Source organism: Chryseobacterium caseinilyticum (assembly GCF_014837145.1).
In the GTDB taxonomy this organism is placed as follows: Bacteria; Bacteroidota; Bacteroidia; order Flavobacteriales; family Weeksellaceae; genus Chryseobacterium; species Chryseobacterium caseinilyticum.
On sequence record NZ_JACYFS010000002.1, the window covers coordinates 1 to 24385 of the forward strand.

Below are 24385 nucleotides of genomic sequence, written 5' to 3' on the forward strand. Positions count from 1 at the left end.
TTATACTTTTATTTTTTTATTGAGAGAACATTTCCTGCATTACAACCAACGATCCTAACACGAACTTTATGTTCAAATAAACTGTACGGTTTCGAGCAAGAAAATGAGCAGGGATAATCATGTTAGTGAAGCTTAAATGCTTAAAGGGTTTGCCTATCTTATTCTGCTCATTGGTTCTTTCTTTTTTATAGTTTTATATTTAATAAATTTAAGGAATTGCAAACATAGGAAGGGTTTTGCAATAGCGGGCGGAACGTCTAAAATTCACGTTTTGTACTTCGGTTGCAATTTGTATTTAGTTGAAGATAGACTCAGACTCACAAACTCTGCAGTTTTTAATTTTGCAAAACAATGATTGCCACTTATCCTTCCACAATTTTTTTGCGATGCTGTATTCCCCAGTCTTTCAAATTGTTGATGATTGTTTTCAATGTATTTCCATGATCAGTCAGAGAATATTCTACAGTGACAGGTTGGGTTGGATAAACCGTCCGTTTTATGAGCATATTGATTTCCAGCTCCTTCAGTTCTTTGCTGAGCATTCTGTTTGAAATTCCGTCGATATCATTCAGGATATCCGAAAACCTTCTCTTGTTGTGATAGCATATTGAAGAGATCACGGCAATCTTCCATTTACCGTGCAGAACGTCCATAGAATCCTGAACTGCACGCATTTCCTGTTTGTATTCTTTTGTAAAATCTTCTGTATTGCACGCCATAATGTTACCTTGTTACACGGTTGTTACTGTTGTTTTTCGGTACAAAGTTACTAAAAGTAACCAATTGATTATACATTTGTCATCAGAAATAACAAAACATATTTTACAATGAATTTTAAAGACAAAAATGTAGTCATTACAGGTGGAAGTACAGGGATCGGATTTGCAACAGCAAAAGCGTTTATTGAAGCAGGCGCCAACGTTCTGATTACCGGAAGAAGTGCAGAAAATTTACAGCATGCGGCTGACAGGATAGCAAGTCCGAAACTCAAAACATTGGTTTCCGATACTTCAAATTTATCAGGAATTTCGATACTGGAAAAATATGTTGCAGAAAGCGGAAATAAAGTAGATGTTCTTTTCCTGAATGCAGGAACAGCTGTTTTTACACCGATCGAACAGACCACTGAAGAAGATTTTGACAATCAGTTTAATACGAATGTGAAAGGATATTATTTCACTCTGCAAAAGATGATTCCTTATTTTACTGAAGGTTCTTCTGTGGTTTTTAATTCATCTACAGTCGCTACAACGGCTCAGATGTACGGAAGTGTCTATTCAGCGACAAAAGGTGCAGTAAATAAAATTGCACAAATTGCAGCAAACGAACTGGCAGGAAGGAAAATCAGAGTGAATATTGTAAGTCCGGGACCTACAAAAACGGAAGGTTTTGACAAAGCTGTTCCAAGTCTGGATATGCAGAATGAGTTTGCCAATTCTGTAGCATTGGGAAGAATGGGAGATCCCTCTGAGATTGCTAAAGCGGTACTTTTCTTAGCTTCTGATCAGGCAAGTTTCATTACAGGAACCGAATTGCTGGTTGATGGTGGTGCAATCGGCTATTTGTTGAAATAGTCGTTCCCGAACAGGATTTTCAGATAAAAACAACCGCAAAGTGTTAAGCTCTGCGGTTGTTCTGTTTGAAATTATTCATCATCAGCCATTTTGCAGCTTTATCAACCACTTTGTTAAATTAATTCTGAAGAAAAGTGATATCATTTAATCTGACAGTTTTCAATACTTATTTTTTTACAGCATTTCTTTTTTACTAATTTTGAAGGATATCGTTGAGCAAAAAAACAACGTCTTTGAATTAATTTTAAATTCCAAACCCTTGAAAAACTATCTCTTCCTCGCCGCCGCCATCCTTTGTGAAACCATCGGAACTTCTTTTCTGAAAAAGACTGAGCAGTTCACAAAACCGTTGCCCACCATTGTATTTGTAGTCGCAATGACGGCCTCATTTTATCTGCTTACATTTGCTTTGAAGGGAATTCCGATTGGCATTGCGTACGCCATTTGGTCTGCTGTAGGAATCGTTCTTATTTCTTTAGTAGGATATTTTGTGTACAAACAAACTTTAGATTTACCTGCCATTTTTGGGATGGGACTTATCGTTGCGGGTGTAGTAATTATCAATCTTTTCTCAAAATCAGGTGCGCATTAGAGATTAGGTTAAGGTTAAGGTCAAGGTTGAGGTTGAAATCAACTTAGTAAACGAGAATAGATACATCCACCTTAATGAATATCTTTCAGATATTTCTTTAAAAAGCTTAACAACTTAATTTATCTTAATGTTTTAATGGATTAGTACACAATACAGAAAATCAAAGATTTTCAAAACTTATGTGTTCTAAAATATACGCAAACAATTAAAACTAAAAATTGATGTGGTTAATGTTTCAAAACAAATCACATCTTTGATCTGTTTTTTTGTTCTGTTTTGTTAAAACTTATTGTCTGTAAATTATTTTAGTTTTCTGTAAATCAATATTTCATCATCTCAGAAATATCATTATTTTTGTTTAATGATGGAAAATAAGTCCCCTTTCTTAGACACCTTGTTTCTGCTCCGGAAAGAAGGTGTTATGACCATTTTTACCAATCTTTTTGAAATTTCAAAAAAGGAAGAAGAAAATGCTGCAGTTTATTTTGAGTCAGAGTTTGAAAAAGAAAGACTCAATTTTCTGTCAGACGAAATTCCCTTCAACAAAGATGCAGCTGTTTGGGCAGGAAAAGTTTTGTACCACAGCGCACAGCTGTATCTGATCAGAAAAGACACGGCGAAGGATGTACAGAAATTGATTCCACGGTTTGAAGGCAGAAAAGATGTTTCAGCAGTTTTATCGGCAGACTTATCATTAAGATTTTTACCGCAAATCAGGGATGCACTTCATGTGGCAGACGCTGCGGATCCGGTGGTTAAAATACTGGATGAAATTTTAGCACAGTTTCATTATTCAGCCATCGGTTCAGATGTATATCCTGAAAAAATAAGTTGGGAGGAAGGTTTGAAAGATAAAACCTACAGAAAACTATATCTCGAAAGAATTGTTGAAAAAAAAGCTTACAAACTGGCCGAAATTCCCTACATCAATCAACTTTTGATGGCAGAATTTGGAATGTACAAAGATGTTTTCTGGAGAGATTTGCAGGTGGTTACTACAGAATCAGAAGAGCCACAAAGTGGCGATATTAACAGCACAGCATAAAGCCCTGTGAAATATTTAGTAAATGAATTTAAAGCCCTGAAAGGGTGAAATCATAATGAATATTTTTGTATTTCTTAGCTGAGTGAAATGGAAGATTCGACATAGTCAAACGTCTTTCTGAAAAAAAATATGTATAACAATAGTAAAAAAAATCTTTGCGCTCTTGCGTTTAATAAATAAAATCAATGACTCAAAATATAGAAAAATTAAACAAAGTTTTAGCCTTCGTGAAAGACACCTTCGTCGGTAAAAATGATGTTGTAGATTTACTTGGAATCTGCCTTTTAGCAAGGGAAAACGCATTTCTCTACGGTCCTCCCGGAACTGCAAAATCAGCGATTGTAAGAACTTTGGCGAAAACCGTAACCGACGGCAAAAACTTTGAATATCTTCTAACCCGTTTCACCGAACCGAATGAGATTTTCGGTCCTTTCGATATCAGAAAACTGAAAGAAGGAGAGCTGTTTACCAATACCGATGGGATGATGCCCGAAGCATCAATGGTTTTCCTGGATGAGATTTTCAATGCGAATTCTGCGATCCTGAATTCACTTCTGATGGCTTTAAATGAGAAGATTTTCAAAAGAGGAAAAGAAACCAGAAATCTTCCGGCACTGATGTTTGTGGGAGCAAGCAACGTGCTTCCCGAAGATGAAGCTTTAAATGCACTGTTCGACCGTTTTCTCATCAGAATCAACGTAGATTACGTGAATCCTGATCTTCTGCAACAAGTGCTTTTGGCAGGCAGAAGACTGGAGAATATTTCAGAAAGTGAAGGTCCTGAAATTCTTGCCCATGAAATCAAAGAACTTCAGCAGCTTTGTAAAACGGTAGATTTAAAACCGATCTACGAAGTTTATTTAAATACCATCATAAATCTAAGGAATACAGGAATTGCGATTTCCGACCGTCGTGCTGTGAAATTACAGAATCTGATTGCAGCAAGTGCTTTAATTTGCGGAAGAAATGAAGCCATCCTGTCGGATCTTTGGGTGCTGAAACACATCTGGGATACCGAAGAGCAGATTGAAATTCTCGAAGGAATTATCAACAGAACCATCGAAAAAGATGATAACCCCAAATCTCACCCTCAGGCTTTGCAGAACAAGGCTCCGAATCCGGAAGAAGTAATGAAAGACGTCAAAATTCTGATTGATCAGTGGGAGAACGGAAGTTTGAGTTTCGAGGAACAGAATGTGATCAAAGATAAATTAAGATACCTGCAAACCCGTTGCGACTGGATCAGAAATCCTGAGCAGAAACAGTATATCCAACAGGAAATAGAAAGTTTATGGCAAAAGATTCTTCAGGCAGTGTAAAGGAATTCTGGGCAGAACTTCCCAAAGCCGATGAAGATTTTTTAGGCTCAATCCGTGACTGGAAAAACATTCATATTGCTTCGGATGATGAAGTTATATGGCTGAAAGGTTTTACCGATGAACAGGCTATTTCACCGGAAATTCAGCAGTTGCCGAATCTTCTGCTGTACGAATTGCGGAACGGACTTTTATTCCGGCCAGGCGCACTGGTGCCGACAAAAAAAATGCGGACAGCCCTGCTGTGGACGGTCATTGATAAAGCTTTAAAACTCAGTTTCCCTGTTTCAAATAATAACTTTTTTGGAATTGATGAAACGATTACAGTGAAATTAAAACCAAGCGAAGACGAGCAGCCTGCAACCGCTTTGCTTTGTCCAATTGCTGATGTTAGAAATTTAATAATGGCATTGCCAAAATTTAAACTTGAAAAAACTGATTGGATTGTCATTGATGATCAGGCACTTTTTATGGGAAACCCTTTACTGAGTTTTCGCGGAAAAACATTTTGGTCAAAAGACAGTCATTTATTACCGACAGGTTTTGATTTTGAATTTAAAAACATGAGTTCATTACTTCAAAGAAAATACAATGCAACTCAGGATCAATGGCTTTTGTGGAATGAAGACGGAAGTGTTTTGCATCTCAGTAAAGAAGATTTTCGGAAGCTTTCTGTAAGCTCATTCCGTCTCACTGAAAAATCAAAGGAATGGATGTAAAAGAATATTTTCAGTCATACAGAGATTATTTTTGGGAATGGCAGACCGATAACGATATTGAGGACGATCTGCACCCTCTGGCGAGCCACAACATTATTTATTTTCCGACAGTTGCCTCTGTTGTGGGCTACCGCGTTTACATTATTGAAATTCTGAAAGAGTTACAGTTGCAGGGATGGCCACCGTTTGGAGCTCTGCTTTTGGTTTTGTACGCCACTCAGGATGGATACAAACAGCTCAGAACTCTTACGGATGGACTGAAAAAACACATATCGCGGGAGGAAATCGAAACGTCTTACAACGAAGCGGTTTTTTTACTTAAAAAACTGGAGATTTTAGACCGGAAATATAAAACCGGCCGAAACAGAGTTTTTCTTTTGCAGGCATTATTTGCGGGAAACAAGATGAGTCTCACATCAGCAAAATCCAGGGAACTGTGTGATAATTACGTTTTACGGCCTAATATTATTGAGAGGTCTGCCAACGTTTTAGAACTCACAGGTAAAGTTTTCAGAAAGGATATTAATGCTCTTGCGTATATCAATCAGAAATTCCCAACTACAGAATCTATTGAAAAAGCTTTGCAGGGAATTATCGAAATTCCCAAGCTGGAAGACGAAGTTGTAGAAGAAGAAACTACCGTAGAAACCGATAAAGATTTTATTCAGGAACTTATTGAAGAACCAAAAACTTTTCAGGTTGGAAGTTTAATTAAAAGAATCTGGAGCGGACTCAGAATTCCGATGCGGCATCTTTCTCCGGGCGAACAGCCGATTGGAGGCGTTTCCGATATGACCAATAAAGGCGATTTCAGTAGAATGCTTCTGTCTGAATTTGCCAATGAAGATGAGGTTTTCATGAACCGTGTTGCCAACAACGAAGCGTTGTATATTCAGAGAGAAATTCCGCCTGAAGAAAATATTTTTGAAAGAATAATTCTCATCGATACTTCTTTAAAAAACTGGGGAACGCCAAAAGTTTTGGCTTTTGCATCAGCGATCGCGGTTATCAAGCATCCGAAAGCGCATTCTGAATGCAAGGTCTTTGCCTTGGGACAAAATACAGTTCCCATTAAACTGGATAAAGTAGATGAGGTGATTGAAAATCTGAATCATGTAAGTCCAGTTCTCGAAGTTTCGCAGGCTTTGCAGAAGTTTTTTGATGAAGAACATACCGAGAAAAATCTGGAAGTTTTTTTCATCACCCATCAGGAAAATTTAAACAGTCAAAAGCTTCAGAAAGTGATCCATGAAAACAGAGACCAACTGAAATTTCTGGTAACAACTTCTGCAGACGGCGAGCTGAATTTCTACAAACATCACAAAGGAACCAGAAAGCATATGCAGAAAATGATGCTTGCGTTGCAGGAACTGTGGGCGAATCCTCCGAAGTATAAGCAGAAATCGCTAAATACAAATTCAGGCAGCAAAAAAGCAGACGTTCCTTTGAACTATCCGATTCTGTTCCCGGTTCCGGTTAATAAGATAGCTGCTTTCCTGCACGAAGGTGATTTCTATGTTTTAAGTTCAAAGAAACAGTTGCTTAAAACCTATCTTTCAGATAATTATTACAATAAAGATTATTACGAATATTACCATATTCACAGAGGATGTGAAGTTTTAATTGAAAATATTTCTATAAAACCGAAAGGACAGTTTGCATTGGCAAGAAACAAAGCTCAGCATTTTATCCTCGCCCAATATCTGCCGGAAAAACGCTTCCTGTCTAAACTTAATTTAAATACTAAAGAATATTCGGAACTGAGTCTTACAGGGAGAAATATTCCGCACAGTTTTGAACTGACTTATTTTAATAAGAAATTCTATCTTCGGGACAACGAATCTCCTCAGATTTTTGAATTCAGTCCCGACGGAACTTTGGACGTTGAAACGGTAGATAATAATATTGAAATTACAAAAAGCAATATAAAAATAGAAGCTGAACTGAAAAAGCTCAAGCGCTCCGGAATTAAAATTCTGAGTAATTTTACAAGTATCTGCATCAATGCTGAAGAAAATCTTGTGGTTTCTCACAATGAAATCAATAAACTGTATGATAATTCTCTGACGATGTACAGAAACAGGCATCAGTTGCAGATTTTTGCTCAGCAGAACAAAAACAGATTTACTTTTTCCGATGGCAGCGAGGTCATTACAGATACCAGAGGTATGCTCACTTTCAGAAGCAGTAACAAAAATATTCCGGAGTTTTATATTCCTTCTTCTGACAATGGTTTTCTGGCAATGGCAACAGAAAAAGATTTTGGAGGATCCGAATATTATTTACCTAAAAAAAGCCTTCTCAGAGTGAGAAAAATGGAAGAAATGTACAGTGAATATCTGGAGCCTTTTATAGAACAAATTTGGGAACATGGAACTTAGAATACAGCCTTTTCCGAAAAATACTTATCCCAAAAAAGGACTTTTAATAAAAGGTTCCTCACCATTGACTTGGCTTCAGGAAATGGAAATTCTGGGGATAGATTTAAATGAAATTCTGTCCTATCCAATTCCGTCGAATGAACCGAATGTTTTGTATGGCTGTTTTCTGATTTTTAAACATCATGCTCCTGCGGAAATTGGTAAAAACGCTTATTTCCAGAGTGTTGATGATAAACTGTATATTCCTGAAAACACGATTTTCTATCCTAAAATAAATCCTGAAGACTGGAAACTTACCAATGCAGATTACATCATCATGCATCCCGATTTCGGACTCATAAAACTGATTGAAGAAATCGACTGGATAGATTTAATTCAAAATCCGGAACAGCGCGCTGATAAAATCCGCAAGCCATCAAATGGAGTGGAAATTCCTGCTGAGATTAAAAGTTTTATGGTGGAAATGGATGATGAAAAAGTACTGGACGCACTTCAGAAGCCACAAACCGAAGAAGAGTGGATGAAAGACCTGCCTTTTGATATGAAAAAAGTGATGGCAGGAAATAAAAAAGAGATCGAGAAATATTTAAAATACATTGAGAAATATCCTGAACGCGCTGTAGAATTGGGAGTTCCGCTCGATATTATGGGAACGTCAAGAGGTGACGGTTTCAGCCAGTACAAATTCGGAAACTGGTTCAGCAAAATTTTCGGCGGCGGCGGATCGTCTTCAGGAGGTGACGGCACATCAAAAGATGGCAAATCAGGAAATTACAGATGGGTTTTTTATGTTATTTTGATCGTTATCGGGATTGCAAGAGTATTTTTTTATCTGGAAAAAGAAAGTTCGTCTGAAATAATGGAGTCTGGCAATTTTGACGATATCTCAACTATGGAAAAAACAGTGGAGTCTCCACCGGTAATAGGCTACGAGAAAAGCATTACGGATATTGATACAAAAATCGATTCGATGTTTAAAGATAAAAGGGATCGGCTTTTTGAAGAACACACGAAAGTGATGCAGCTCATGCTGGATCCTAAACGTCCGGAATTGTATGAAGAATACGTGAAAAATGGTGGAAGAAGTGCAGGAGTTGTTCAGCGTGAATATTTAGATATCAATAAAAAAGTAAAAAGTTCCAGAGATTCACTGAAAACCATTTACAATGATAAGATTGATTTTTATCTTGCTGAAAATGAAATTCTTCTGAAGAGAAATATCAAAGACTCTTTACAAAATGCAGGTTCGGGAAAAATGATTTATGACCAGGTTTTTATAGGACAACTCATTGATAAAAAACAATCTAGGATCCGTGATTCTCTTTCGTACCGCTACGGAACTAAAGAATATGTGCCGCCTCCACCTCCGCCAAAAACTATGGATTCATCTGTAGCTATTGATAATTTTGATATTCCGTCAAATCCCGAAAAACCCGTTTCGTTTACCGAAATCATAGGTTTGATTCTGCTGATGACGGGTGTTATTTTTGGATATTTATTTATTGTAAAAAGACAAACGCTGGACACAGGTGGCGAAAATGTTCCGGCCGGAGTCAAAATTTTCCTGATGACTGTTCTGGTGGCTCTGTTGGTGTATATTTTTTATCCTGTGATCGCAATGTTCGGCTACAACTGGTTTGTGTGGCTGCTTATCATTTGCGTTGTACTGCTGCTTTACAGGCTTTTCAGGGAAGATAAAACTATTTTAAAATCTGATGACGATGAATAGGCAGAAGTTTACAGAGAAGTTTTTTATGGCAGTTCTGATTTTGGCTGTCATTAAAATCGTTGCAATATTAGCGGAGTTATTCCAAAAAACATTCTGGAGTGTGATCGGAAATCTGGCGATTTTTATTGTCGTGGCATTTATTATTCTGATGGTTGTGATCAGTCTTAGGGACAAAGAAAAAACCGGCGAAGCGTCTGGAAGACGTGGAAGTGGTGGCGGAAATTTCTACCTTGAAACTTCACTTTTCGACAGAATCAGAAATAAATATGAAGATCTTGCCCAAAAATACATTGACGAAAAAGACTACACCAGAGCCGCAAAAGTCTACATGAATTTGCTTCAGGATAATTACCGCGGAGCACAAACTTTAGAAGACGGAGGTTTGTACAACGAAGCTGCTGTAGTTTATCTTAAAAAACTGAAAAATAAATCGGAAGCAGCATCCTGTTATGAAAAAGCAAAACAGTATCAAAAGTCTATTGAACTGTACAAGCAGCTTGAGCAGAAGGAAAAAGTGGGTGATTTATACAGAATCATCAATGATACTAAAAATGCCAATTCTTACTATCAAATGGTTGTGGACGATTATGTAGGCAACAAGCAGATGGTGAAAGCTTCACTGATTCAAAGGAAAAAGATGGATGATCCGGAGGCTGCACAGAAAATTTTACTGCAGGGCTGGGAGGAAAATAAAGACGCATTCAACTGCCTGAACAATTATTTTGTGAATATTTCTGATGTAGAAATTTTAAATGAAAAAATTCAGTTTTTGTATGAAAAAACACCATCAGACAGGAAATTAATTTATCTGGAAGCGATAAAGCATGAATTTAAAAAAGATCAGAAACTTCAGGAAACCACACGGAATATCGCCTACGAAATTATCGCTGAAAAAGTGGAAACCAATACAACCATCATCAACGAACTGAAGCATTTTAATCCAAAAGATGAAGTGATTTTGAAAGATATTTCGAGATATAGAACAGGAAGGAATAAGATGTTCAGGAATTAGAATAACACTAAATCGGTCGGAAACAGTTTGGTTTCCGACCGATATTTTTACATATTATCTCAGTGATTTTCTGAAATTTAAATTTCCTGTAATCATTAAAATTAAACTGATGAGTAAAAGAGAAACAACTGACTCCATTTTCAAAGGAGAGATTGGGCCTTTGTAATGTTTCAGACCAAATTTTTCCACTTCTGCTAAAGAAACTTTCTTTTCCTGAAAAATTACAGGATAAAAATGAAGCCTCACTTTTTCATGATAATCTCTCACAAAATTCTGAAAATCCAAATGCGATTTCAAGTCTGAACCTGACAGTGAATTTACCGAAAGCTGTGTCTGAATGGTTGGGAAAAAAAGCGCAACAACAGAAGCAAATTGCTGACGGTTTTCCAACTTCTGTTCCATTGCTTTTCTGCTTTCCAAAGCCTGATCATCGCCCATTTGCTGCATTCCGTAATACCAGAACCATGAGAAAGTTTTCTTTTCATCGAAAGGATACTGCCTGAATTGCGGATAATGTTTAAAAAACGGATCCATCGTAACGTTTTTAGGTAAATCCCATTTTTCGTGATAGCCCTGTCGCTGTTCCATTACATGTTTCAGAGCTTCAGGAACAGGATATTTTGCCGTGAGGTAAAGATTCAGTGATGCGGGAACCACAATGGCCAAACCAACCCACAAACCAATCAGAGATGATGCATTGAAATTGGATGTTTTCCCAAATGGAATGACGAAGAAAACAGCTGCAAACCAAAAAATTAAATAAAGTAAAATCAATCCGAAAATGGAGAAGAAAATGGAGTCCAGTTCAAGATTCAGATAGAATAACGCTGCAATCATCAGAATGAATGCAGTTGCAAAAATCACCAAAACTCTGACCAATAATTTATTCCAGATAATAAGATGAGGTTTTGATGTCTGGGATTTAAGTAAAATCCAGACACCATTTTCCTGCTGTGACGACAGAATGTTGTAGCTCAATGCAATAATTACCAATGGAAACAGAAAAATAAAAACAAATCCCAGATCGATATTTCCCATCAGTAAGCTTGAGGGATTTGCGATGTCGGTGTCATAAATCTGTCCTTCCAAACCAAGCATCGTAACCGAAATCAGGTAAGGATTGATGTCTCTCTGTCCGTTTGAAAAAGCAGCCCATTTTGTTGCGGTATTGGCCACTGAAAACTTGTTGTGAAAAAAGAAAAGTCCGGTGTCTTCACCAAAATGTTCATAGTTTTTTGTGGTATTTTCTTTCTGCAATGTGACGGCTTTCTGAACAACATTGTCCTGACGTTCAATAAAAGTTTTTCCAAAGTACAGGCCGATAAATCCAGCCAGAAGCAAAATAACGATGGCAGTGATCGAAGATGTATTTCGGAAAAATATTTTGAGTTCAAATAAAAAAAGGTTCTGTTTCATGTTTAAATCGTTTTGATGCGTTTTACCGAGAATTGAATTCCGAAAATGCTTACGGTAAACCAAAAGAGCAGGGCTAAAAATGCTGTGGAATTTTTAGAAACAGCCTCATTGATTGTCGTGAAATGATATTCAAAATCTTTCTGTGAAGCCCAATTATTGCGGCTGATCATGTGTGGTTTCTCGTGTTCTCCGGGTTTCTCGTTGCTGATATTTTCGATCTGCAGCTGATTCATCTTTTGAGCCAGACCATATCGGTATTGTTCAGCCTGATTTTGAAAATCGGTGTATGTACTGTAATCGGAAGCCGTTAGAATCATCGAAACTTCTTTTAAAGCCAAATAAGGATTGAGAAAACTCGCCAGTTTTGTAATACTGTTTTGATTCTCAAAGGTTTTATTTAAATCTTTCTGATGTTGGCTGTAAATACTTGAAGTAATTTTTTCACCTTCAGCCATAATAAAACCACCGTAATTGAATGGAAGCTTCTTCACATCATCCACATTGTATTTTTTCAGTAAAGAATCTTTTATTTTCGCATAATGCGGATCATCGGGATTGTGGCTGTCACCTTCTTTGCTCACATCTTCAGCAATTTGGGCCAAAAAGGAAATTTTAGAAGGTGAAGGATAAATTTGATTTCCAATAGACTGCGTTACTCTGGGCATCATCACAATGAAAAATATCCATGAGGCCAGTAAACTCGTCATAGCAGGTCTGGAGCCTGACGATGAAGCAGAAACCAAAGCCGTAATCACAGAGATGACAAAGAAGTAAATGATGTAACCGCCAATCAGAAGCAAAAGTCTCACTACAGAATCGCCGGAAAGCTGCCAATTGCTTAAAATTCCCCATAAAATAATCGTCAGAATAATTAAAGGAATAAAAATAGAAAGTGATAATGCGAGCAGTCCAAAAGTTTTGCCCCAAAGTAGATCTTTCCATGTCGTGTTCTGACACAGTAAAATTTTTAAAGTTCCTGATTCCCGTTCTGCCGAAATACAGTTGTATCCGACAAAAATAATGAGCAGCGGAAAAAGAATCTGTAAAACCATGGCCACACTCAGTTCACCAAAACGAAGCATCCCATTGGAGAAACTCGCTTCACTGAAGTTGACGCTGTTTTGTTTATGAGCTTCCAGAAAAATAGAAACCCCGGCGAAACTTTCGATTCCAAAATCAAAAAAGCTGAGTTTATGTTTTTCCCTGAAGACGAGATAGCCGTAATGCGCCATTCTGTGAGGATGTTTGTCGGGATTGGCAAGCCACTGTTTTCGAACTTCTTTTTTATACTGAAGTCGTTGTTCGTTCTGCACCTTGTAGTTTTTCCAGCCGACAAAAGTGGCGAGAAGCAGCGAAAAGCTGAGTAAAACCGCAAAAGCAAAAGTTGCCTTATTGGAATAAGCCATCCTGAAAGTCTGTCTGGCTATAATAAATATGTTGTTTGACATTTGATTTTAATTAATTAGAATCCGAATGGGTTTAAATGGTCTGCAAATACAGTTTCTGCAAATCTGCCGCAGTAATTTCGTCGGCTTTCAAAGTGTGAATCAGTTCGCCACGTTTCATAATTCCGATATGCGTACCGACATTGACAGCATTAAAAATATCGTGAGTCGCCATCAGTACAGATTTTCCGGAATCTGCGAGTTGTTTCACCAAAAGAGTAAATTCTTCAGTCGCTTTCGGATCTAATCCGCTAGTCGGTTCATCCATTAAAATCAGTTGGGCATCTTTCGCTACGGCGATGGCAATTCCAACTTTCTGACGCATACCTTTGCTGAAACCGCTGAGTTTTTTATGGTGTGCATCGGTCTGTAATCCGCATTGATTCAGGAAATTTTCAAGTTCGTTTTTGGTGAAATTAAAACCTGCCAGTTTTGAAAAATAGCTCAGATTTTCTACGGCAGTAAGATTCCCGTAAAGCATCACGACTTCAGGAATATAAGCGATATTTTTTCTGCGGTCTCCCTGGCTGTCATTAATATTTTTATTGTCGAATAATATCTCTCCAGAACTCGGTTCCAGAAAGCCCAAAATAAGATTGATAGTCGTGGTTTTTCCCGCACCATTCTGGCCGAGCAGACAGTACACTTCGCCGGCGTTTACCTTTAAATTTAATTGATTGAGCGCCAAATGAGCACCGTAACTTTTTGTAAGTGAAACAGTTTGTAACATAAGTTGATGTAAATAGATGATTGCCCCTTCTCAAAGAAAGAGCCTGAATTTTTTATTGAATTGCTGAAATTTCTGACCGTTAAGCCAAAGAATAAGCAGAGGGCGGACCTTTATTGGTGCACGACAGAAGATATGCACGGCTCTCGCCAAGAACAAAATAAGATTTTGAATTAAATGTTTTCAGCTTTGAAAAAGATACATGCTGAATGGTTTCAGAAAGAAAATCCTGCGACTGATGCTTGATAAAATCACATAAATCACATTTTTCAGCCAAAGTTTTAAAATGGTCCGTTCCTGAATTTTTTTTGAAATCAATTTGAGAACTAGTCTCAGTTTCTGAATTGTGATGATGAAACAGCTTAATAAAATTAGCCTGCACAAAGACAAACAGCAAAAAAGCCGATAGAAACCGGATAACAGTGCTGTTTTTGTATGTGACATTTTTTGCTGACAAGTCGTCAAAGTTAGTATTTAAAATTTGGAAGGCAAAATTTGGAAGGGATTGTTCAGTTTAAATTAATATGATTTAATGTTTAAGAGAAAGTAAATTAAATCTTTTATAGTTATTTTAAAAATCAAAAGATAATTGTTCACCCTTTTTTATAGGAGTTTCGCCTAAAAAAGGAAAGGTTTGTCTAATTTCAAATTCTCCAACGTTTCTATCTAACATTCTTAAAGCAAATTGTTTACAATGAAAATTAAAATTGACATCGGGAAAAAGGCCAATCGAATTTTCTATTTGATGAGGTTTGAGTTCTCTTCCAATTGTCAAGTGAGCTTCTGATTTATTACTAATGCCTTTAATTCTTGCTCTGACTCTTTTCAATAATCCTTTGAAATGTTCATTCCCAGTAGTGTCAGGTAAAATAAGAAGTGTTTTTGAATAAATAACATTGTTAAATACAGAGTCAAAACTGCATTCTCTTTGGGCTATCATGATGATTTTCTTTATAATGTTAGCCAGTTCTTTTTCGGTCGCGTCAAATTCTAAGATTGTGATGTGGGCTTTCGAATCTCGACTTTTAAAATCTCCAACTTTATTAAATAAAGTATCCTTGTAACTTTTAAAACGTGTTAGAATAGGATCATCAGGATGAATAACAATTGAATAACGATTTAGCATAAGTCTGTAAAAATCTAAGTTATTATATTATACAAATTTAAAAATATAAGAGCGATTTTTGAATTTTGAAAATGAAAATACAAGGCTCGAAACTACTTAATAATCAACTTTAAGAGAAAAACACTTATCTTTGCACCAGTAAAATTATGACAATTCAAAGAGCACATATCAGTTTAAATCTATGCGACAGCCCATCAATAAAGGGATTGTCCGGATATGAATACATGATATGGAATGAGGCGAAATGCGCTTGCTTTGAGAATTTTTTACTGTAAAACCGTAAATATTCAATCAAAATACTGCAGAAACGCCTCGATATTCGGGGCGTTTTTTGTGTTTTTAAGGACGAAATTATTTAGAATGGAAAAAAATAAACAAAAAAGTAAATTTTTTTTTGATCCAATATGAACATCTAATACGATAAATAAGAGTGATTAATAAACCGATGAGAGACAGTCATTTAGGTGATTAAGGTATCTGTAAATTATTACGGACAGAAATTCTCTACTTTAAAAATAGATTATAATTAATTGATTTTCAACTAGTTAATTGAAAAATAAATTTGTGAGTTAAAAAAAATCATACTTACTTTGCAACCGAAAATTAAAAGCAAAACGTTTTTAATCTTTTCAAAAAAATAATTTTATACAACAGGAATATAATGAAACAATTACATAACATATCTAATCAGTATTCAAGACAACACGGACAAATGCCGGTGGGACTTGAGTGTATTCTTGATAGTGAATTTGTGGATAAAAGGTGCTTATACAAATGCGTCAGTTAATTAACTGACACGTGAAAAATATAGAGCGCCTCCCGAAAAGAGGCGCTTTTTTTATGGTTTCTTTAGCTTATTTGGTAAAGCGCCGGTCTGTGGAATCGGAAAACAGGGTTCGATCCCCGGAGAAACCCAAAAGGTGAATGGAAAAATGGTCAATTGTGAATCGTGAATTTTGCTTCGCAAGTGAATTTTAAAATTTCGTAAGTAGAATGAATATAAAATTGACAGCAAAGCGAATTGACCATTGACTATTCACATAAACAATCTCATAGCTCAATTGGTTAGAGCACCAGTCTTTTAAACTGGGGGTTGAAAGTTCGATTCTTTCTGGGATTACAGGAAATGTCAATGGTCAATGGTGAATTTTACTTCGTAAGTGAACTGAAAATAGACTGCAAATCGAAATGACTATTGACACTTCACTCCAACTTATTATAAAGATTCACGGAAAAATTCCCGCTCCGACTGTCTCTCGGAAAAGAATTTTGAAGTGAATCTGCAAACTGGAAAGATAACGGTGGTTGTTTACCCGCCTTGGACGCGGGAGGTCGCAGGTTCGAATCCTGCTTTCCAGACAAAAATGTGAATGAGTGAATGGTCAATTTTACTTCGTAAGTGAATTTTAAATTGAGAATTCACAATATTTAATGAGAAAAAGAAAAGGTTTGTCGAGCGCAGAAGTTCTTTACAAAAACACAAATAAAAAATAGACAAACTTTAGAGATGAGTGATGAGTAATGTGCAATTAGTAATATGATAAAATTACTCATTACCAATTACTTATTACTCATCAAATTTGATGGTTCGCCGAAGTGGGAGAGTCGGGGCGGTCTGCAAAACCGTTGTGAAAACTGAGTGGGTTCAACTCCCATAGCCATCTCAAGGAAAAAGTGAATGAGTGAATTGTGAATTTTGCTTCGCAAGTGATTTTTAAAATTGACAAGCGAAGCGAATTGACAGTTCACAATTCACAAGTAATTATCCCGAAGAAAGATTAAAGTTTGTCGGGCGCAGAAGTTCATATATCAAACCAAAAATTAAAGACAGGCTTTATTTTTCTTCATATTGATTCATAGTGTAATTGGCAGCACACAAGACTTTGACTCTTGTTGTTCAGGTTCGAGTCCTGATGAATCAGCAAAAACTGCTTCGATAGTGTAATGGCAGCATCTCAGTCTTCAGAACTGATGGTGTTGGTTCGAGTCTAGTTCGGAGTGCAAAAAAAGGATGGTTAATAATCGAAAGATTAACGATTCGCAACTAGCAGGTTAAATTTTAAACAAAACAAAACAACTTTAAAACATGTAGAAAAAATGGAAACGCAACAACAAACATGGCAAAACATGACCGGAAAGATTTTCCGAAATACGATCACCAATTTGGTAGAAGAGGCCATCATCCGCGAACAGGCAAACGGCCACCGACTGAAAGTTTGTGTGGGTTCAGATTCCCACGTTTATGGCGATGAGATCAGTTATGCAACCGCAGTTGTCTTTATCCGTGAAGGAAAAGGAGCGTTTACCTTTATCAGAAAAGAAAGAGAATTTCAGAAAATCAGCATCAAAGAACGAATGCTCAACGAGGTCAATAAATCTGTAGAAATCGCTTATGCCATCTGTTCAGTTTTAGAAATGTATAATGTCGAAATGGAAGTTCACGCCGACATCAATACCGATCCCGAATTCAAATCCAACGTCGCTTTGAAAGACGCAATGGGATATATTTTGGGAATGGGATATGTTTTTAAAGCAAAACCTTTTGCTTTCGCAAGTTCCAATTGTGCTGATATGATGGTGTAAAAAAACATGATGTTGGGTGTTTGATGTAGGATGTTCAGAACTGTTTTTTACAGAATAATGTCAACGCCTGACACCCATCATCCATCTTAAAAATATTTAAACTTTAAAAAAAACAAAACCATGTATTTCTTAATTCAGGCAAATGTTTATTTAGAACCGGATCATTACAAAATTTTTGATGCTTTGGAAGAATTAAATATTGATTACGGGGTAGTTAATATTCCTCCAAATGCAGAGAAAATTGATTTCGAAACACAACGCAAAGATGTTTTTGTGTATGGTTCGGTGACGATTGCAAGACTGGCAAAACAAAATCCAGACTGGTTTCCGGGCTCTTTTTATGGTGGCAATCATTTGTATGAGGTTTATTCTAAGTATTATGGTGAAAACTTGCTGAATCATAAAGTTTCCGTTCATAAAATATCCGAAGATTTGAGTTGGAAGAAAGATGAAACTAAATTCATCAAACCTTATAACGAAGCAAAGATTTTTACGGGAAGAGTTTTCAATGAAATTGAATGGAAAGATTTTGTTTTTGAAGCACTCGAAAATCAATCCAACAGAATTACAGAAGAATCTTTGGTTCAGATTTCTGAAGCAAAAAGAACATTAAAAGAAGCCAGACTTTGGATTGTTGGCGGGCAAATTATCGACGCTGGATATTACAAATTTAATGAGAATGCGCCTTTCGAAGAAAATGTTTCGGAAGAAGGATTGAGTTTCGCAAATAAGATGATTCAGATTTATAGTCTTGAAAAAGCTTTTGTAATGGACATCTGTCAGACGGACGATGGCTGGAAAATAGTTGAAATAAATTGCATCAACAGTTCCGGATTTTATCCAAATACCAACGTGAAAAGTATTATCAAAGCATTGAATATTTACTTTTCTTAATTAACCAATTTAAAAGTAATTTATAATGAAAAATATTGTTGCATTATCCCCTGTTTTTACTGAGGACAGTATCAATCTGAAACACGCATCAATTGATTCAGATTATAGTTTAAGTCGATTTAATCTCAAATGGAATGTTCCGGAAGAGTTTAGAAATGATGTGATTGCAGTTTATGGCGAAGATATTTATGCTGAAATTGTTTCCAGTCAATGCGATTTGCCATTACTTAAAACTGAAGACAGTTGGTTGTCAAATATTTCAGAAAAATTCACCAAACGTAAGATTCAATATGGTCAATTGGAGCAGTTTACAAATCATCAGAATATTTTTATTAAATGTTCAGACTTTAAAAGTTTCAAAGCCGGAGTTTATGAGAATGTCTGTGATATTAAAGGTTTTGATAGTCTTGATAAACATAGTATGGTGTTTGTTTCTAATGTTGTAGAATGGTTGTTGGAAGTCCGTTGCTTTGTTTTAAACGGAAAAATAGAAACATATTCTACATATTGGAGAGATAATCAATTTGATACCGATGGCTTATCTGATTCTGAAGAAATAGAACTTTTCAGTTTCTGCGAAAGTTTCATGAAAGATAATTTAGATTCCTTACCAACTTCGATTGTATTAGATTTTGGAATCATAAAAGATTATGGTTGGGCATTAATAGAAGCTAATCCAGCTTGGTGCTCTGGTTTATACGCCTGTAATGCTGAAAAAGCACTTGAGGTTATTATTAATAGTTGTATTAAAAATTAAAAAAAATGAAAACAAATATCTTTTTTACGGCAGACCATCATTTCGGTCACGCCAATATTATAAAATTTTCCGAACGGCCGTTTGAGTCTTTGGAACAGATGAATGAAGAACTCATCAAAAGATGGAATGAGAAAATCGGTAAAGATGATACGGTCTACCATTTGGGTGATGTGAGTTTAGGCAAGTCGGATTTTACAAAAGAAATTCTGGATCGCCTCAACGGTAAAATCCATCTGATAAAGGGCAATCATGAAGGAGCAACCTTGACTTATCCGAAAAGGTTTGAATCGATCAGAGATTATCATGAATTGCGGATTGATGAACCGGAGAACAGCAACGGCAAACAGAAGATTATTCTTTTGCATTACGCAATGCGAACCTGGAACGGCTCACATCGCGGAACCTGGCAACTCTACGGTCATTCACACGGAACTTTGCCGGATGATGAAATGAGTTTAAGCCTCGACGTCGGAGTAGATTGCCACAATTTTTATCCGCTTTCATATGAAGATGTTAAGAGTTTAATGCAGAAAAAGAAATGGACGCCACCGTTTGCCCCGAGAAATTAGAGAAAATTAAAATAATTTATTTCTACGCAAAATGATTGCGCAATAGCATCTTTACTTTGCATCATCAATTAGAAATAATACTAAAATTCATCGATGGATTTCAGTCAAAATATCAGACAGGTCACGTTGAGCGTTTCGGTATATCGCCATTGCAGAAGGATTTGTTGAGAAACATAAGTCTTTTCTGTTCAGCTTGATCTGAAGGTTTCAGAAGTTTGCCAAAAAATTTCACCATAACGCTATGGGTCGAAGGTTCGAGTCCTTCTATTTCCCTGAGGGAATATAACTCAGTCCGGTTAGAGTAATAGCAATTTTTGATGTGTGGGTTCGAATCCCACTGCCAATTTCGGTTGGTATGGCGAAATGGTTGACGCGCTACAATTAAGTTTGTAGTATCATTTTAAATAGACTCAAAATCTATTTTGATGGAGTTTTTAAATGTTTTCTCATTCATAAAAACATTTCTCAGAGGAAAATTCTGAGGTTTTTTCAGTTGTTGAATCAACAATTTGAAAAAGCTTGCAGGAAAAGATGATTTTGGAAAAATGAAGTTTAGTTTAATGAACTGACGATTGTTCGGCCAATTTTCTATGATGACGGTTTTTGCGTGAGCGATGGTAACGGATACCGCGCAGTGAAGAGGCGACAGCCGATGAGCGAGGAGTAGAAGTGGACGTAGCGACCCGGGCTGCTGCCTTTGCAGTTGAGAGGGACACTCCAAAAATTTGAAAATAGCAATAAAGTTGAATATCAGGTTTTGATACAGATGGATTTTTTATAAACCTCTTTTCTTCCGCCATTTTTTGGATGAGAGAATTTCAGATTTTCCTCTTTTACTTAAAATTAATAACACTAAAAAATAAAATGTGATGATTAGAAATGTACAAATTAAAGCATACCAGGTCGGTCTGGTTTTTAAAAACCGAAACTTGACCGAAATTTTGAAAGAAGGCAATTACTGGCTTTTCGGAAACAAATCTGTAGAGATTTTTGAAATGAAAGCCCAGTTCAAAGCCGGCGATGATTTGAATCTTTTGCTGAAAAATAAAGATTTAGCTTCCATAATTGAAGTTGTAGATGTGAAAGACGGCGAAATCGTTTTGGTTTACGAGAACGGAATCTTTAAAGAAGTTTTGAACGTTGGACAATACGCTTTCTGGAAAGAAATTGTAAACAGAGAATTTCAAAGAGTGGATTTAACGAAAGTTGAAATCACCGAGAATATTTCTAAAACAATTTTAGAGAATATCAAGTTGAAAAGCTATGTCAGAAAGTTTGTCATCGCCAATCAATACAAAGGTTTGCTGTTGATTGACGGTAAATTGACCCAGGTTTTGGAAGCGGGAACATTCTACTTTTGGAACAACGAAACTTCTGTCGAAGTGAAAGCTGTAGATACGAGAATGCAGCAAATGGAAATCGCCGGACAGGAATTGCTGACCAAAGATAAGGCGATGTTGCGAATAAATTTTTACGTGCGCTACCAAGTGGAAAACGCCGTGAAAGCATTGATGAACAACAAAGAATACGACAAACAACTGTATATTTTGATGCAGTTGGCATTGCGGGAATTCGTTGGAGCCTTGACTTTGGATGAATTGCTGATTAAAAAAGATTCTGTAGGCAGAGAAATTTTGGAAAACCTTGGTGCAAAAGCCGATGACTTAGGTTTGAAAGCCTCTGACGCGGGAATTCGGGATGTAATTTTAACTGGTGAAATGAAAGAAATTATGAACCAGGTTTTGATTGCTGAGAAAAAAGCGCAGGCCAACAGCATTATGCGTCGTGAAGAAACGGCTTCCACAAGAAGTTTGCTCAACACCGCAAAATTAATGGAGGAAAACGACGTTTTGTGGAAACTGAAAGAAATGGAATACATGGAAAAAATTGCCGATAAAATCGGTGATATCACAGTTTCCGGAAACAGCAATATCGTTTCTCAGCTGAAGGAGATTTTCACTAAATAATTTTAAATGAAAGAAGACCAGTTCAATCGTGAGCTGGTTTTTTTATGATTCTAGTTCGGGTATTCCTCTGCCAGCTTTTTATCCAACACAAACGGAACGATCGGTACAACGGATGCAACGAGATAAAGAGCAATTCTCATCAGACTCCATCGGTATTTGATAGCTGCCAAAATTAAAAAGACAAAAAAAACGAGAAACAAAACACCGTGAATCCATCCAAAATATTTTACAGCGTGAGGGAAGTCGAAAAAATATTTCAAAGGCATCGCGATAAAAAGCAGAATCAGATATGAAATACCTTCTATCACGGCTGTTTTTCGATATAAATTAATCATTTTAATTATTTTGGAATTTCTTTGTTTTCTACTGCAATATTAGATGATTTCTGTTGAATGGGCAATATCGGAGTTTTGTGAAACAGCAGAATCATTCATCAGCTGAAAGAAATTTTACAAATTATTTTTAAAACTAAACAGGTTTTAAACAGATATCAACTTTTTATTCAAACAAAAAGTCCAAAAGGGACGGCCTGACAGAGAATCGGACTTCAGTCCGATTAAAAAATGCTTGACTTTAAATCATTTCACTCTTTTCTTCATCCACTCCTCATAAGAAATCACACCCAGTTCCGGTTTTCCATCGCCTTCCAAAATCGAAATAAATTCGAGCTGATTTCCATCGGGATCGTTAAAGTAGATTGCCAAAGCCGGCATCCACGCAAAAACCATGGGTTGAATTGAACCGTTCTTCAAGAAGTTGTAAGGTTGTAGGTTTTTGGTTTTCAAAAAATCAACTGAATAATTCAGAATGTCATTTGTGTCTGCTGAAAAAGCAAAATGTCTGGTCTGTAAATTTTCTTTCTGTTCCCACAAGCCCAGCATCGATTCTTTCTGGTCGCCAATCCACAGAAAAGCGATAGGTCTTGTTTCGTCCATGTGAGCCAACTTTAAGCCTAAAACTTCGGTGTAAAACTGTATTGAATTTTCTAAATTGCTTACCTGGATGTGTGTTTCGTAAAGTCCTTTTATCATTATTAAAAATTTAATTAGACAAAACTATAAAACGGATTTTCTAAAATTTAAAATCTACGATTCCTTTATTAAAAATGAATGATAGATATATTTCATTTTGCCTTACAGTTAAATTTTATCTTTAATGTGTGATATTTTTTTTATCTTGAATTGTAACTAAATGGGTATCTATACTGTCATCTATTTGTAAAATCTTATCAATTATGCTAAAACTAATTTTAAATGTATTCATTTTTCTTTTCTCCGTAATTTTTGCTCAATTTTCAGGGCAGATGCTATACCAGATTTATCAGGGAGTGAATGTTGAAAAATATCAAGGTAAAAACTTTATTCTGGAAGGGAAAATATTCTATAACAAAGAGATTTCCAATAGTTCGTGGATTGTACTTACGACCGTGCCGACGAACAGTAAAGGTAAGGTAATGAAAGATCCTACATACACTCCCGATGCTGGAATTTACTATAAAAAAGGAGAGTGGAGCTCATACGAAATGAAAGGTAAGATCGATAAAAATGCGATAGGACTTGTGATCGGAGTTTCTGTAGCAGGTAAAGGAAGTTATTATCTTGATGATTTTAAATTGTATGTTTTGGATGGGAAAGATAAAATCGAAATTCCTCTGAAGAACAGCGATTTTGAAGAAGGTTCATTGATGCCTTGGCAATCCCACGCTGCGGAAAAAGGTTCTACAATGTCAATCTCGACGGCTAAATCTTTTTCAGGAAAACAGTCATTGCTGATTGATAATTCAGACGCAGATGTTAAGCCAACTTTTGGCGATAACAAAGAAGTCGGAAAAATGATTGATATCAACGGTGTGAAATTATACTATGAAATCTATGGACAAGGCGACCCGCTTTTGCTAATCCACGGAAACAACAGTTCGATGGCAAGTTTTGATAATCAGTTGGAAGTTTTAAGCAAAAAATATCAGTTGATTGGGCTAGACAGTCGCGGTCAGGGAAATTCTACTTCAGACGATACGAAGTTAACCTATGAACTAATGGCGGATGATGTGAATGTTTTTTTAGATAAATTAAATCTTAATAATGTCAACGTATTAGGCTGGAGCGACGGCGGAAACATTGCGGTCATTTTAGGAATGGAACATCCTGACAAAGTAAAGAAAATGGCGGTTATGGGAACAGTTTTGTATAATAATGAAACTTCAGTAGATCCTGAAATCAATAAAATACTCCATCAACAGGTCAATGAAATGAAGGCAAGAGGTGTAGCAGAAAACAATATGGATTACCGTTTAAAAATGCTGCTTCTTACCGAGCCCAATATCAATCCGGATGCTTTGAAAAAAATACAGGCTCCAACTTTGGTAATGGCCGGAGAACGTGATGTAATGCCTGAAAAACACACCCGACTCATCGCCGATAAGATTCCGAATGGCAAAATGCTTATTTTCAAAGGTGGAGATCATGAGGCTCCTAAAAATATGCCCGAAAAATTTAATAAAGCCATTTTAGAATTTTTCGATAAATGATAGATG

Annotated in this window: 23 protein-coding genes and 6 tRNA genes; 20 read left to right on the forward strand and 9 right to left on the reverse strand. The window is 36.4% G+C overall.

Annotation, left to right across the window (positions count from 1 at the left end; translation table 11 throughout):
* Positions 1 to 362: 362 nt before the first annotated feature.
* Positions 363 to 719, reverse strand: a complete 357-nt coding sequence (locus IC610_RS08030) for a winged helix-turn-helix transcriptional regulator (RefSeq protein ID WP_056076573.1) — start codon at positions 717 to 719, stop codon at positions 363 to 365.
* Between the two features lie 108 nt (positions 720 to 827).
* Between IC610_RS08030 and IC610_RS08035 the strand changes: the two genes are divergently transcribed.
* From IC610_RS08035 to IC610_RS08070, 8 genes are all read left to right on the forward strand, one after another.
* Positions 828 to 1574 (forward strand): SDR family oxidoreductase, encoded by a 747-nt coding sequence (locus IC610_RS08035; RefSeq protein WP_191736245.1) that lies wholly within the window; start codon positions 828 to 830, stop codon positions 1572 to 1574.
* Positions 1575 to 1833: 259 nt separating this feature from the next.
* Entirely contained in the window at positions 1834 to 2166 is a 333-nt protein-coding gene (locus IC610_RS08040) for a DMT family transporter (protein ID WP_191736246.1), read from the forward strand.
* Between the two features lie 364 nt (positions 2167 to 2530).
* A complete protein-coding gene (locus IC610_RS08045) occupies positions 2531 to 3211 on the forward strand; it encodes a hypothetical protein (protein ID WP_191736248.1) in 681 nt (226 codons plus the stop codon).
* A 185-nt stretch (positions 3212 to 3396) separates the two neighbouring features.
* Complete coding sequence (locus IC610_RS08050) at positions 3397 to 4530, forward strand: AAA family ATPase (RefSeq protein WP_191736250.1); 1134 nt, start codon at positions 3397 to 3399, stop codon at positions 4528 to 4530.
* The gene (locus IC610_RS08055; protein WP_191736252.1) at positions 4503 to 5246 is read left to right on the forward strand and encodes a hypothetical protein; all 744 of its coding nucleotides are present in this window, start codon (positions 4503 to 4505) and stop codon (positions 5244 to 5246) included. Before IC610_RS08050 ends, IC610_RS08055 begins: the two co-directional genes overlap by 28 nt.
* Positions 5237 to 7627: a hypothetical protein gene (locus IC610_RS08060; protein WP_191736254.1), complete on the forward strand. Its 2391-nt coding sequence runs from the start codon at positions 5237 to 5239 to the stop codon at positions 7625 to 7627. Before IC610_RS08055 ends, IC610_RS08060 begins: the two co-directional genes overlap by 10 nt.
* Positions 7617 to 9356, forward strand: coding sequence for an APC family permease (locus IC610_RS08065; protein ID WP_191736256.1), 1740 nt, complete (start codon positions 7617 to 7619; stop codon positions 9354 to 9356). The genes IC610_RS08060 and IC610_RS08065 overlap by 11 nt, the downstream gene beginning before the upstream one ends.
* On the forward strand, positions 9349 to 10368 hold the full coding sequence (locus tag IC610_RS08070; RefSeq protein ID WP_191736258.1) for a tetratricopeptide repeat protein: 1020 nt from the start codon (positions 9349 to 9351) through the stop codon (positions 10366 to 10368). The genes IC610_RS08065 and IC610_RS08070 overlap by 8 nt, the downstream gene beginning before the upstream one ends.
* A gap of 54 nt (positions 10369 to 10422) precedes the next feature.
* On the opposite strand, the gene IC610_RS08075 is transcribed toward IC610_RS08070, so the two are convergent.
* The 5 genes from IC610_RS08075 to IC610_RS08095 form a co-directional block, all read right to left on the reverse strand.
* Positions 10423 to 11784 (reverse strand): DUF3526 domain-containing protein, encoded by a 1362-nt coding sequence (locus IC610_RS08075; protein ID WP_191736260.1) that lies wholly within the window; start codon positions 11782 to 11784, stop codon positions 10423 to 10425.
* 2 nt (positions 11785 to 11786) lie between these two features.
* Positions 11787 to 13232 carry an ABC transporter permease gene (locus IC610_RS08080; protein ID WP_191736261.1) on the reverse strand — a complete coding sequence of 482 codons (1446 nt, stop codon included), beginning with the start codon at positions 13230 to 13232 and terminating at the stop codon, positions 11787 to 11789.
* A 31-nt stretch (positions 13233 to 13263) separates the two neighbouring features.
* Entirely contained in the window at positions 13264 to 13959 is a 696-nt protein-coding gene (locus IC610_RS08085; RefSeq protein WP_191736263.1) for an ABC transporter ATP-binding protein, read from the reverse strand.
* 79 nt (positions 13960 to 14038) lie between these two features.
* Positions 14039 to 14233, reverse strand: a complete 195-nt coding sequence (locus IC610_RS08090) for a hypothetical protein (protein ID WP_191736265.1) — start codon at positions 14231 to 14233, stop codon at positions 14039 to 14041.
* Between the two features lie 294 nt (positions 14234 to 14527).
* Positions 14528 to 15082, reverse strand: coding sequence for a 2'-5' RNA ligase family protein (locus IC610_RS08095; RefSeq protein WP_191736267.1), 555 nt, complete (start codon positions 15080 to 15082; stop codon positions 14528 to 14530).
* Positions 15083 to 15924: 842 nt separating this feature from the next.
* On the opposite strand from IC610_RS08095, the gene IC610_RS08100 reads away from it, so the two are divergent.
* The 10 genes from IC610_RS08100 (at position 15925) to IC610_RS08145 (ending at position 20228) form a co-directional block, all read left to right on the forward strand.
* Positions 15925 to 15997 (forward strand) — tRNA-His (locus IC610_RS08100).
* A gap of 131 nt (positions 15998 to 16128) precedes the next feature.
* Positions 16129 to 16202, forward strand: a tRNA-Lys gene (locus IC610_RS08105).
* A gap of 167 nt (positions 16203 to 16369) precedes the next feature.
* Positions 16370 to 16441 (forward strand) — tRNA-Pro (locus tag IC610_RS08110).
* 223 nt (positions 16442 to 16664) lie between these two features.
* Positions 16665 to 16746: transfer RNA gene (locus IC610_RS08115), tRNA-Cys, on the forward strand.
* A gap of 186 nt (positions 16747 to 16932) precedes the next feature.
* Positions 16933 to 17004, forward strand: a tRNA-Gln gene (locus IC610_RS08120).
* Between the two features lie 175 nt (positions 17005 to 17179).
* Positions 17180 to 17665: a ribonuclease H-like YkuK family protein gene (locus IC610_RS08125; protein WP_191736269.1), complete on the forward strand. Its 486-nt coding sequence runs from the start codon at positions 17180 to 17182 to the stop codon at positions 17663 to 17665.
* Between the two features lie 120 nt (positions 17666 to 17785).
* A complete protein-coding gene (locus IC610_RS08130; RefSeq protein ID WP_191736271.1) occupies positions 17786 to 18559 on the forward strand; it encodes an ATP-grasp domain-containing protein in 774 nt (257 codons plus the stop codon).
* A gap of 25 nt (positions 18560 to 18584) precedes the next feature.
* Positions 18585 to 19316: an ATP-grasp domain-containing protein gene (locus IC610_RS08135; RefSeq protein ID WP_191736272.1), complete on the forward strand. Its 732-nt coding sequence runs from the start codon at positions 18585 to 18587 to the stop codon at positions 19314 to 19316.
* 5 nt (positions 19317 to 19321) lie between these two features.
* Positions 19322 to 19885 carry a metallophosphoesterase gene (locus IC610_RS08140; protein ID WP_191736274.1) on the forward strand — a complete coding sequence of 188 codons (564 nt, stop codon included), beginning with the start codon at positions 19322 to 19324 and terminating at the stop codon, positions 19883 to 19885.
* A gap of 276 nt (positions 19886 to 20161) precedes the next feature.
* A tRNA-OTHER gene (locus IC610_RS08145) sits at positions 20162 to 20228 on the forward strand.
* A gap of 214 nt (positions 20229 to 20442) precedes the next feature.
* Here IC610_RS08145 and IC610_RS08150 read toward each other — a convergent pair.
* Positions 20443 to 20685 carry a hypothetical protein gene (locus IC610_RS08150; RefSeq protein WP_191736276.1) on the reverse strand — a complete coding sequence of 81 codons (243 nt, stop codon included), beginning with the start codon at positions 20683 to 20685 and terminating at the stop codon, positions 20443 to 20445.
* A gap of 69 nt (positions 20686 to 20754) precedes the next feature.
* On the opposite strand from IC610_RS08150, the gene IC610_RS08155 reads away from it, so the two are divergent.
* Complete coding sequence (locus tag IC610_RS08155; protein ID WP_191736277.1) at positions 20755 to 21852, forward strand: slipin family protein; 1098 nt, start codon at positions 20755 to 20757, stop codon at positions 21850 to 21852.
* A 50-nt stretch (positions 21853 to 21902) separates the two neighbouring features.
* Here the strand turns inward: IC610_RS08155 and IC610_RS08160 are convergent, their stop codons facing one another.
* Both IC610_RS08160 and IC610_RS08165 read right to left on the reverse strand, forming a co-directional pair.
* Complete coding sequence (locus IC610_RS08160; RefSeq protein WP_056076610.1) at positions 21903 to 22187, reverse strand: DUF3817 domain-containing protein; 285 nt, start codon at positions 22185 to 22187, stop codon at positions 21903 to 21905.
* Positions 22188 to 22430: 243 nt separating this feature from the next.
* Positions 22431 to 22883, reverse strand: coding sequence for a VOC family protein (locus IC610_RS08165; RefSeq protein ID WP_191736279.1), 453 nt, complete (start codon positions 22881 to 22883; stop codon positions 22431 to 22433).
* A gap of 203 nt (positions 22884 to 23086) precedes the next feature.
* Here IC610_RS08165 and IC610_RS08170 point away from each other — a divergent pair, with 203 nt between their 5' ends.
* Positions 23087 to 24379 carry an alpha/beta fold hydrolase gene (locus tag IC610_RS08170; RefSeq protein ID WP_191736281.1) on the forward strand — a complete coding sequence of 431 codons (1293 nt, stop codon included), beginning with the start codon at positions 23087 to 23089 and terminating at the stop codon, positions 24377 to 24379.
* Positions 24380 to 24385: the final 6 nt, after the last annotated feature.

Excerpts from the sequence above, each read along its gene's own strand:
- IC610_RS08030 (WP_056076573.1), bottom strand. The coding sequence starts at position 719 with ATGGCGTGCAATACAGAAGATTTTACAAAAGAATACAAACAGGAAATG.
- IC610_RS08035 (WP_191736245.1), top strand. The coding sequence starts at position 828 with ATGAATTTTAAAGACAAAAATGTAGTCATTACAGGTGGAAGTACAGGG.
- IC610_RS08045 (WP_191736248.1), top strand. The coding sequence starts at position 2,531 with ATGGAAAATAAGTCCCCTTTCTTAGACACCTTGTTTCTGCTCCGGAAA.
- IC610_RS08050 (WP_191736250.1), top strand. The coding sequence starts at position 3,397 with ATGACTCAAAATATAGAAAAATTAAACAAAGTTTTAGCCTTCGTGAAA.
- IC610_RS08055 (WP_191736252.1), top strand. The coding sequence starts at position 4,503 with ATGGCAAAAGATTCTTCAGGCAGTGTAAAGGAATTCTGGGCAGAACTT.
- IC610_RS08060 (WP_191736254.1), top strand. The coding sequence starts at position 5,237 with ATGGATGTAAAAGAATATTTTCAGTCATACAGAGATTATTTTTGGGAA.
- IC610_RS08065 (WP_191736256.1), top strand. The coding sequence starts at position 7,617 with ATGGAACTTAGAATACAGCCTTTTCCGAAAAATACTTATCCCAAAAAA.
- IC610_RS08070 (WP_191736258.1), top strand. The coding sequence starts at position 9,349 with ATGAATAGGCAGAAGTTTACAGAGAAGTTTTTTATGGCAGTTCTGATT.
- IC610_RS08075 (WP_191736260.1), bottom strand. The coding sequence starts at position 11,784 with ATGAAACAGAACCTTTTTTTATTTGAACTCAAAATATTTTTCCGAAAT.
- IC610_RS08080 (WP_191736261.1), bottom strand. The coding sequence starts at position 13,232 with ATGTCAAACAACATATTTATTATAGCCAGACAGACTTTCAGGATGGCT.
- IC610_RS08085 (WP_191736263.1), bottom strand. The coding sequence starts at position 13,959 with ATGTTACAAACTGTTTCACTTACAAAAAGTTACGGTGCTCATTTGGCG.
- IC610_RS08095 (WP_191736267.1), bottom strand. The coding sequence starts at position 15,082 with ATGCTAAATCGTTATTCAATTGTTATTCATCCTGATGATCCTATTCTA.
- IC610_RS08125 (WP_191736269.1), top strand. The coding sequence starts at position 17,180 with ATGGAAACGCAACAACAAACATGGCAAAACATGACCGGAAAGATTTTC.
- IC610_RS08130 (WP_191736271.1), top strand. The coding sequence starts at position 17,786 with ATGTATTTCTTAATTCAGGCAAATGTTTATTTAGAACCGGATCATTAC.
- IC610_RS08135 (WP_191736272.1), top strand. The coding sequence starts at position 18,585 with ATGAAAAATATTGTTGCATTATCCCCTGTTTTTACTGAGGACAGTATC.
- IC610_RS08140 (WP_191736274.1), top strand. The coding sequence starts at position 19,322 with ATGAAAACAAATATCTTTTTTACGGCAGACCATCATTTCGGTCACGCC.
- IC610_RS08150 (WP_191736276.1), bottom strand. The coding sequence starts at position 20,685 with ATGGCGGAAGAAAAGAGGTTTATAAAAAATCCATCTGTATCAAAACCT.
- IC610_RS08155 (WP_191736277.1), top strand. The coding sequence starts at position 20,755 with ATGATTAGAAATGTACAAATTAAAGCATACCAGGTCGGTCTGGTTTTT.
- IC610_RS08160 (WP_056076610.1), bottom strand. The coding sequence starts at position 22,187 with ATGATTAATTTATATCGAAAAACAGCCGTGATAGAAGGTATTTCATAT.
- IC610_RS08165 (WP_191736279.1), bottom strand. The coding sequence starts at position 22,883 with ATGATAAAAGGACTTTACGAAACACACATCCAGGTAAGCAATTTAGAA.
- IC610_RS08170 (WP_191736281.1), top strand. The coding sequence starts at position 23,087 with ATGCTAAAACTAATTTTAAATGTATTCATTTTTCTTTTCTCCGTAATT.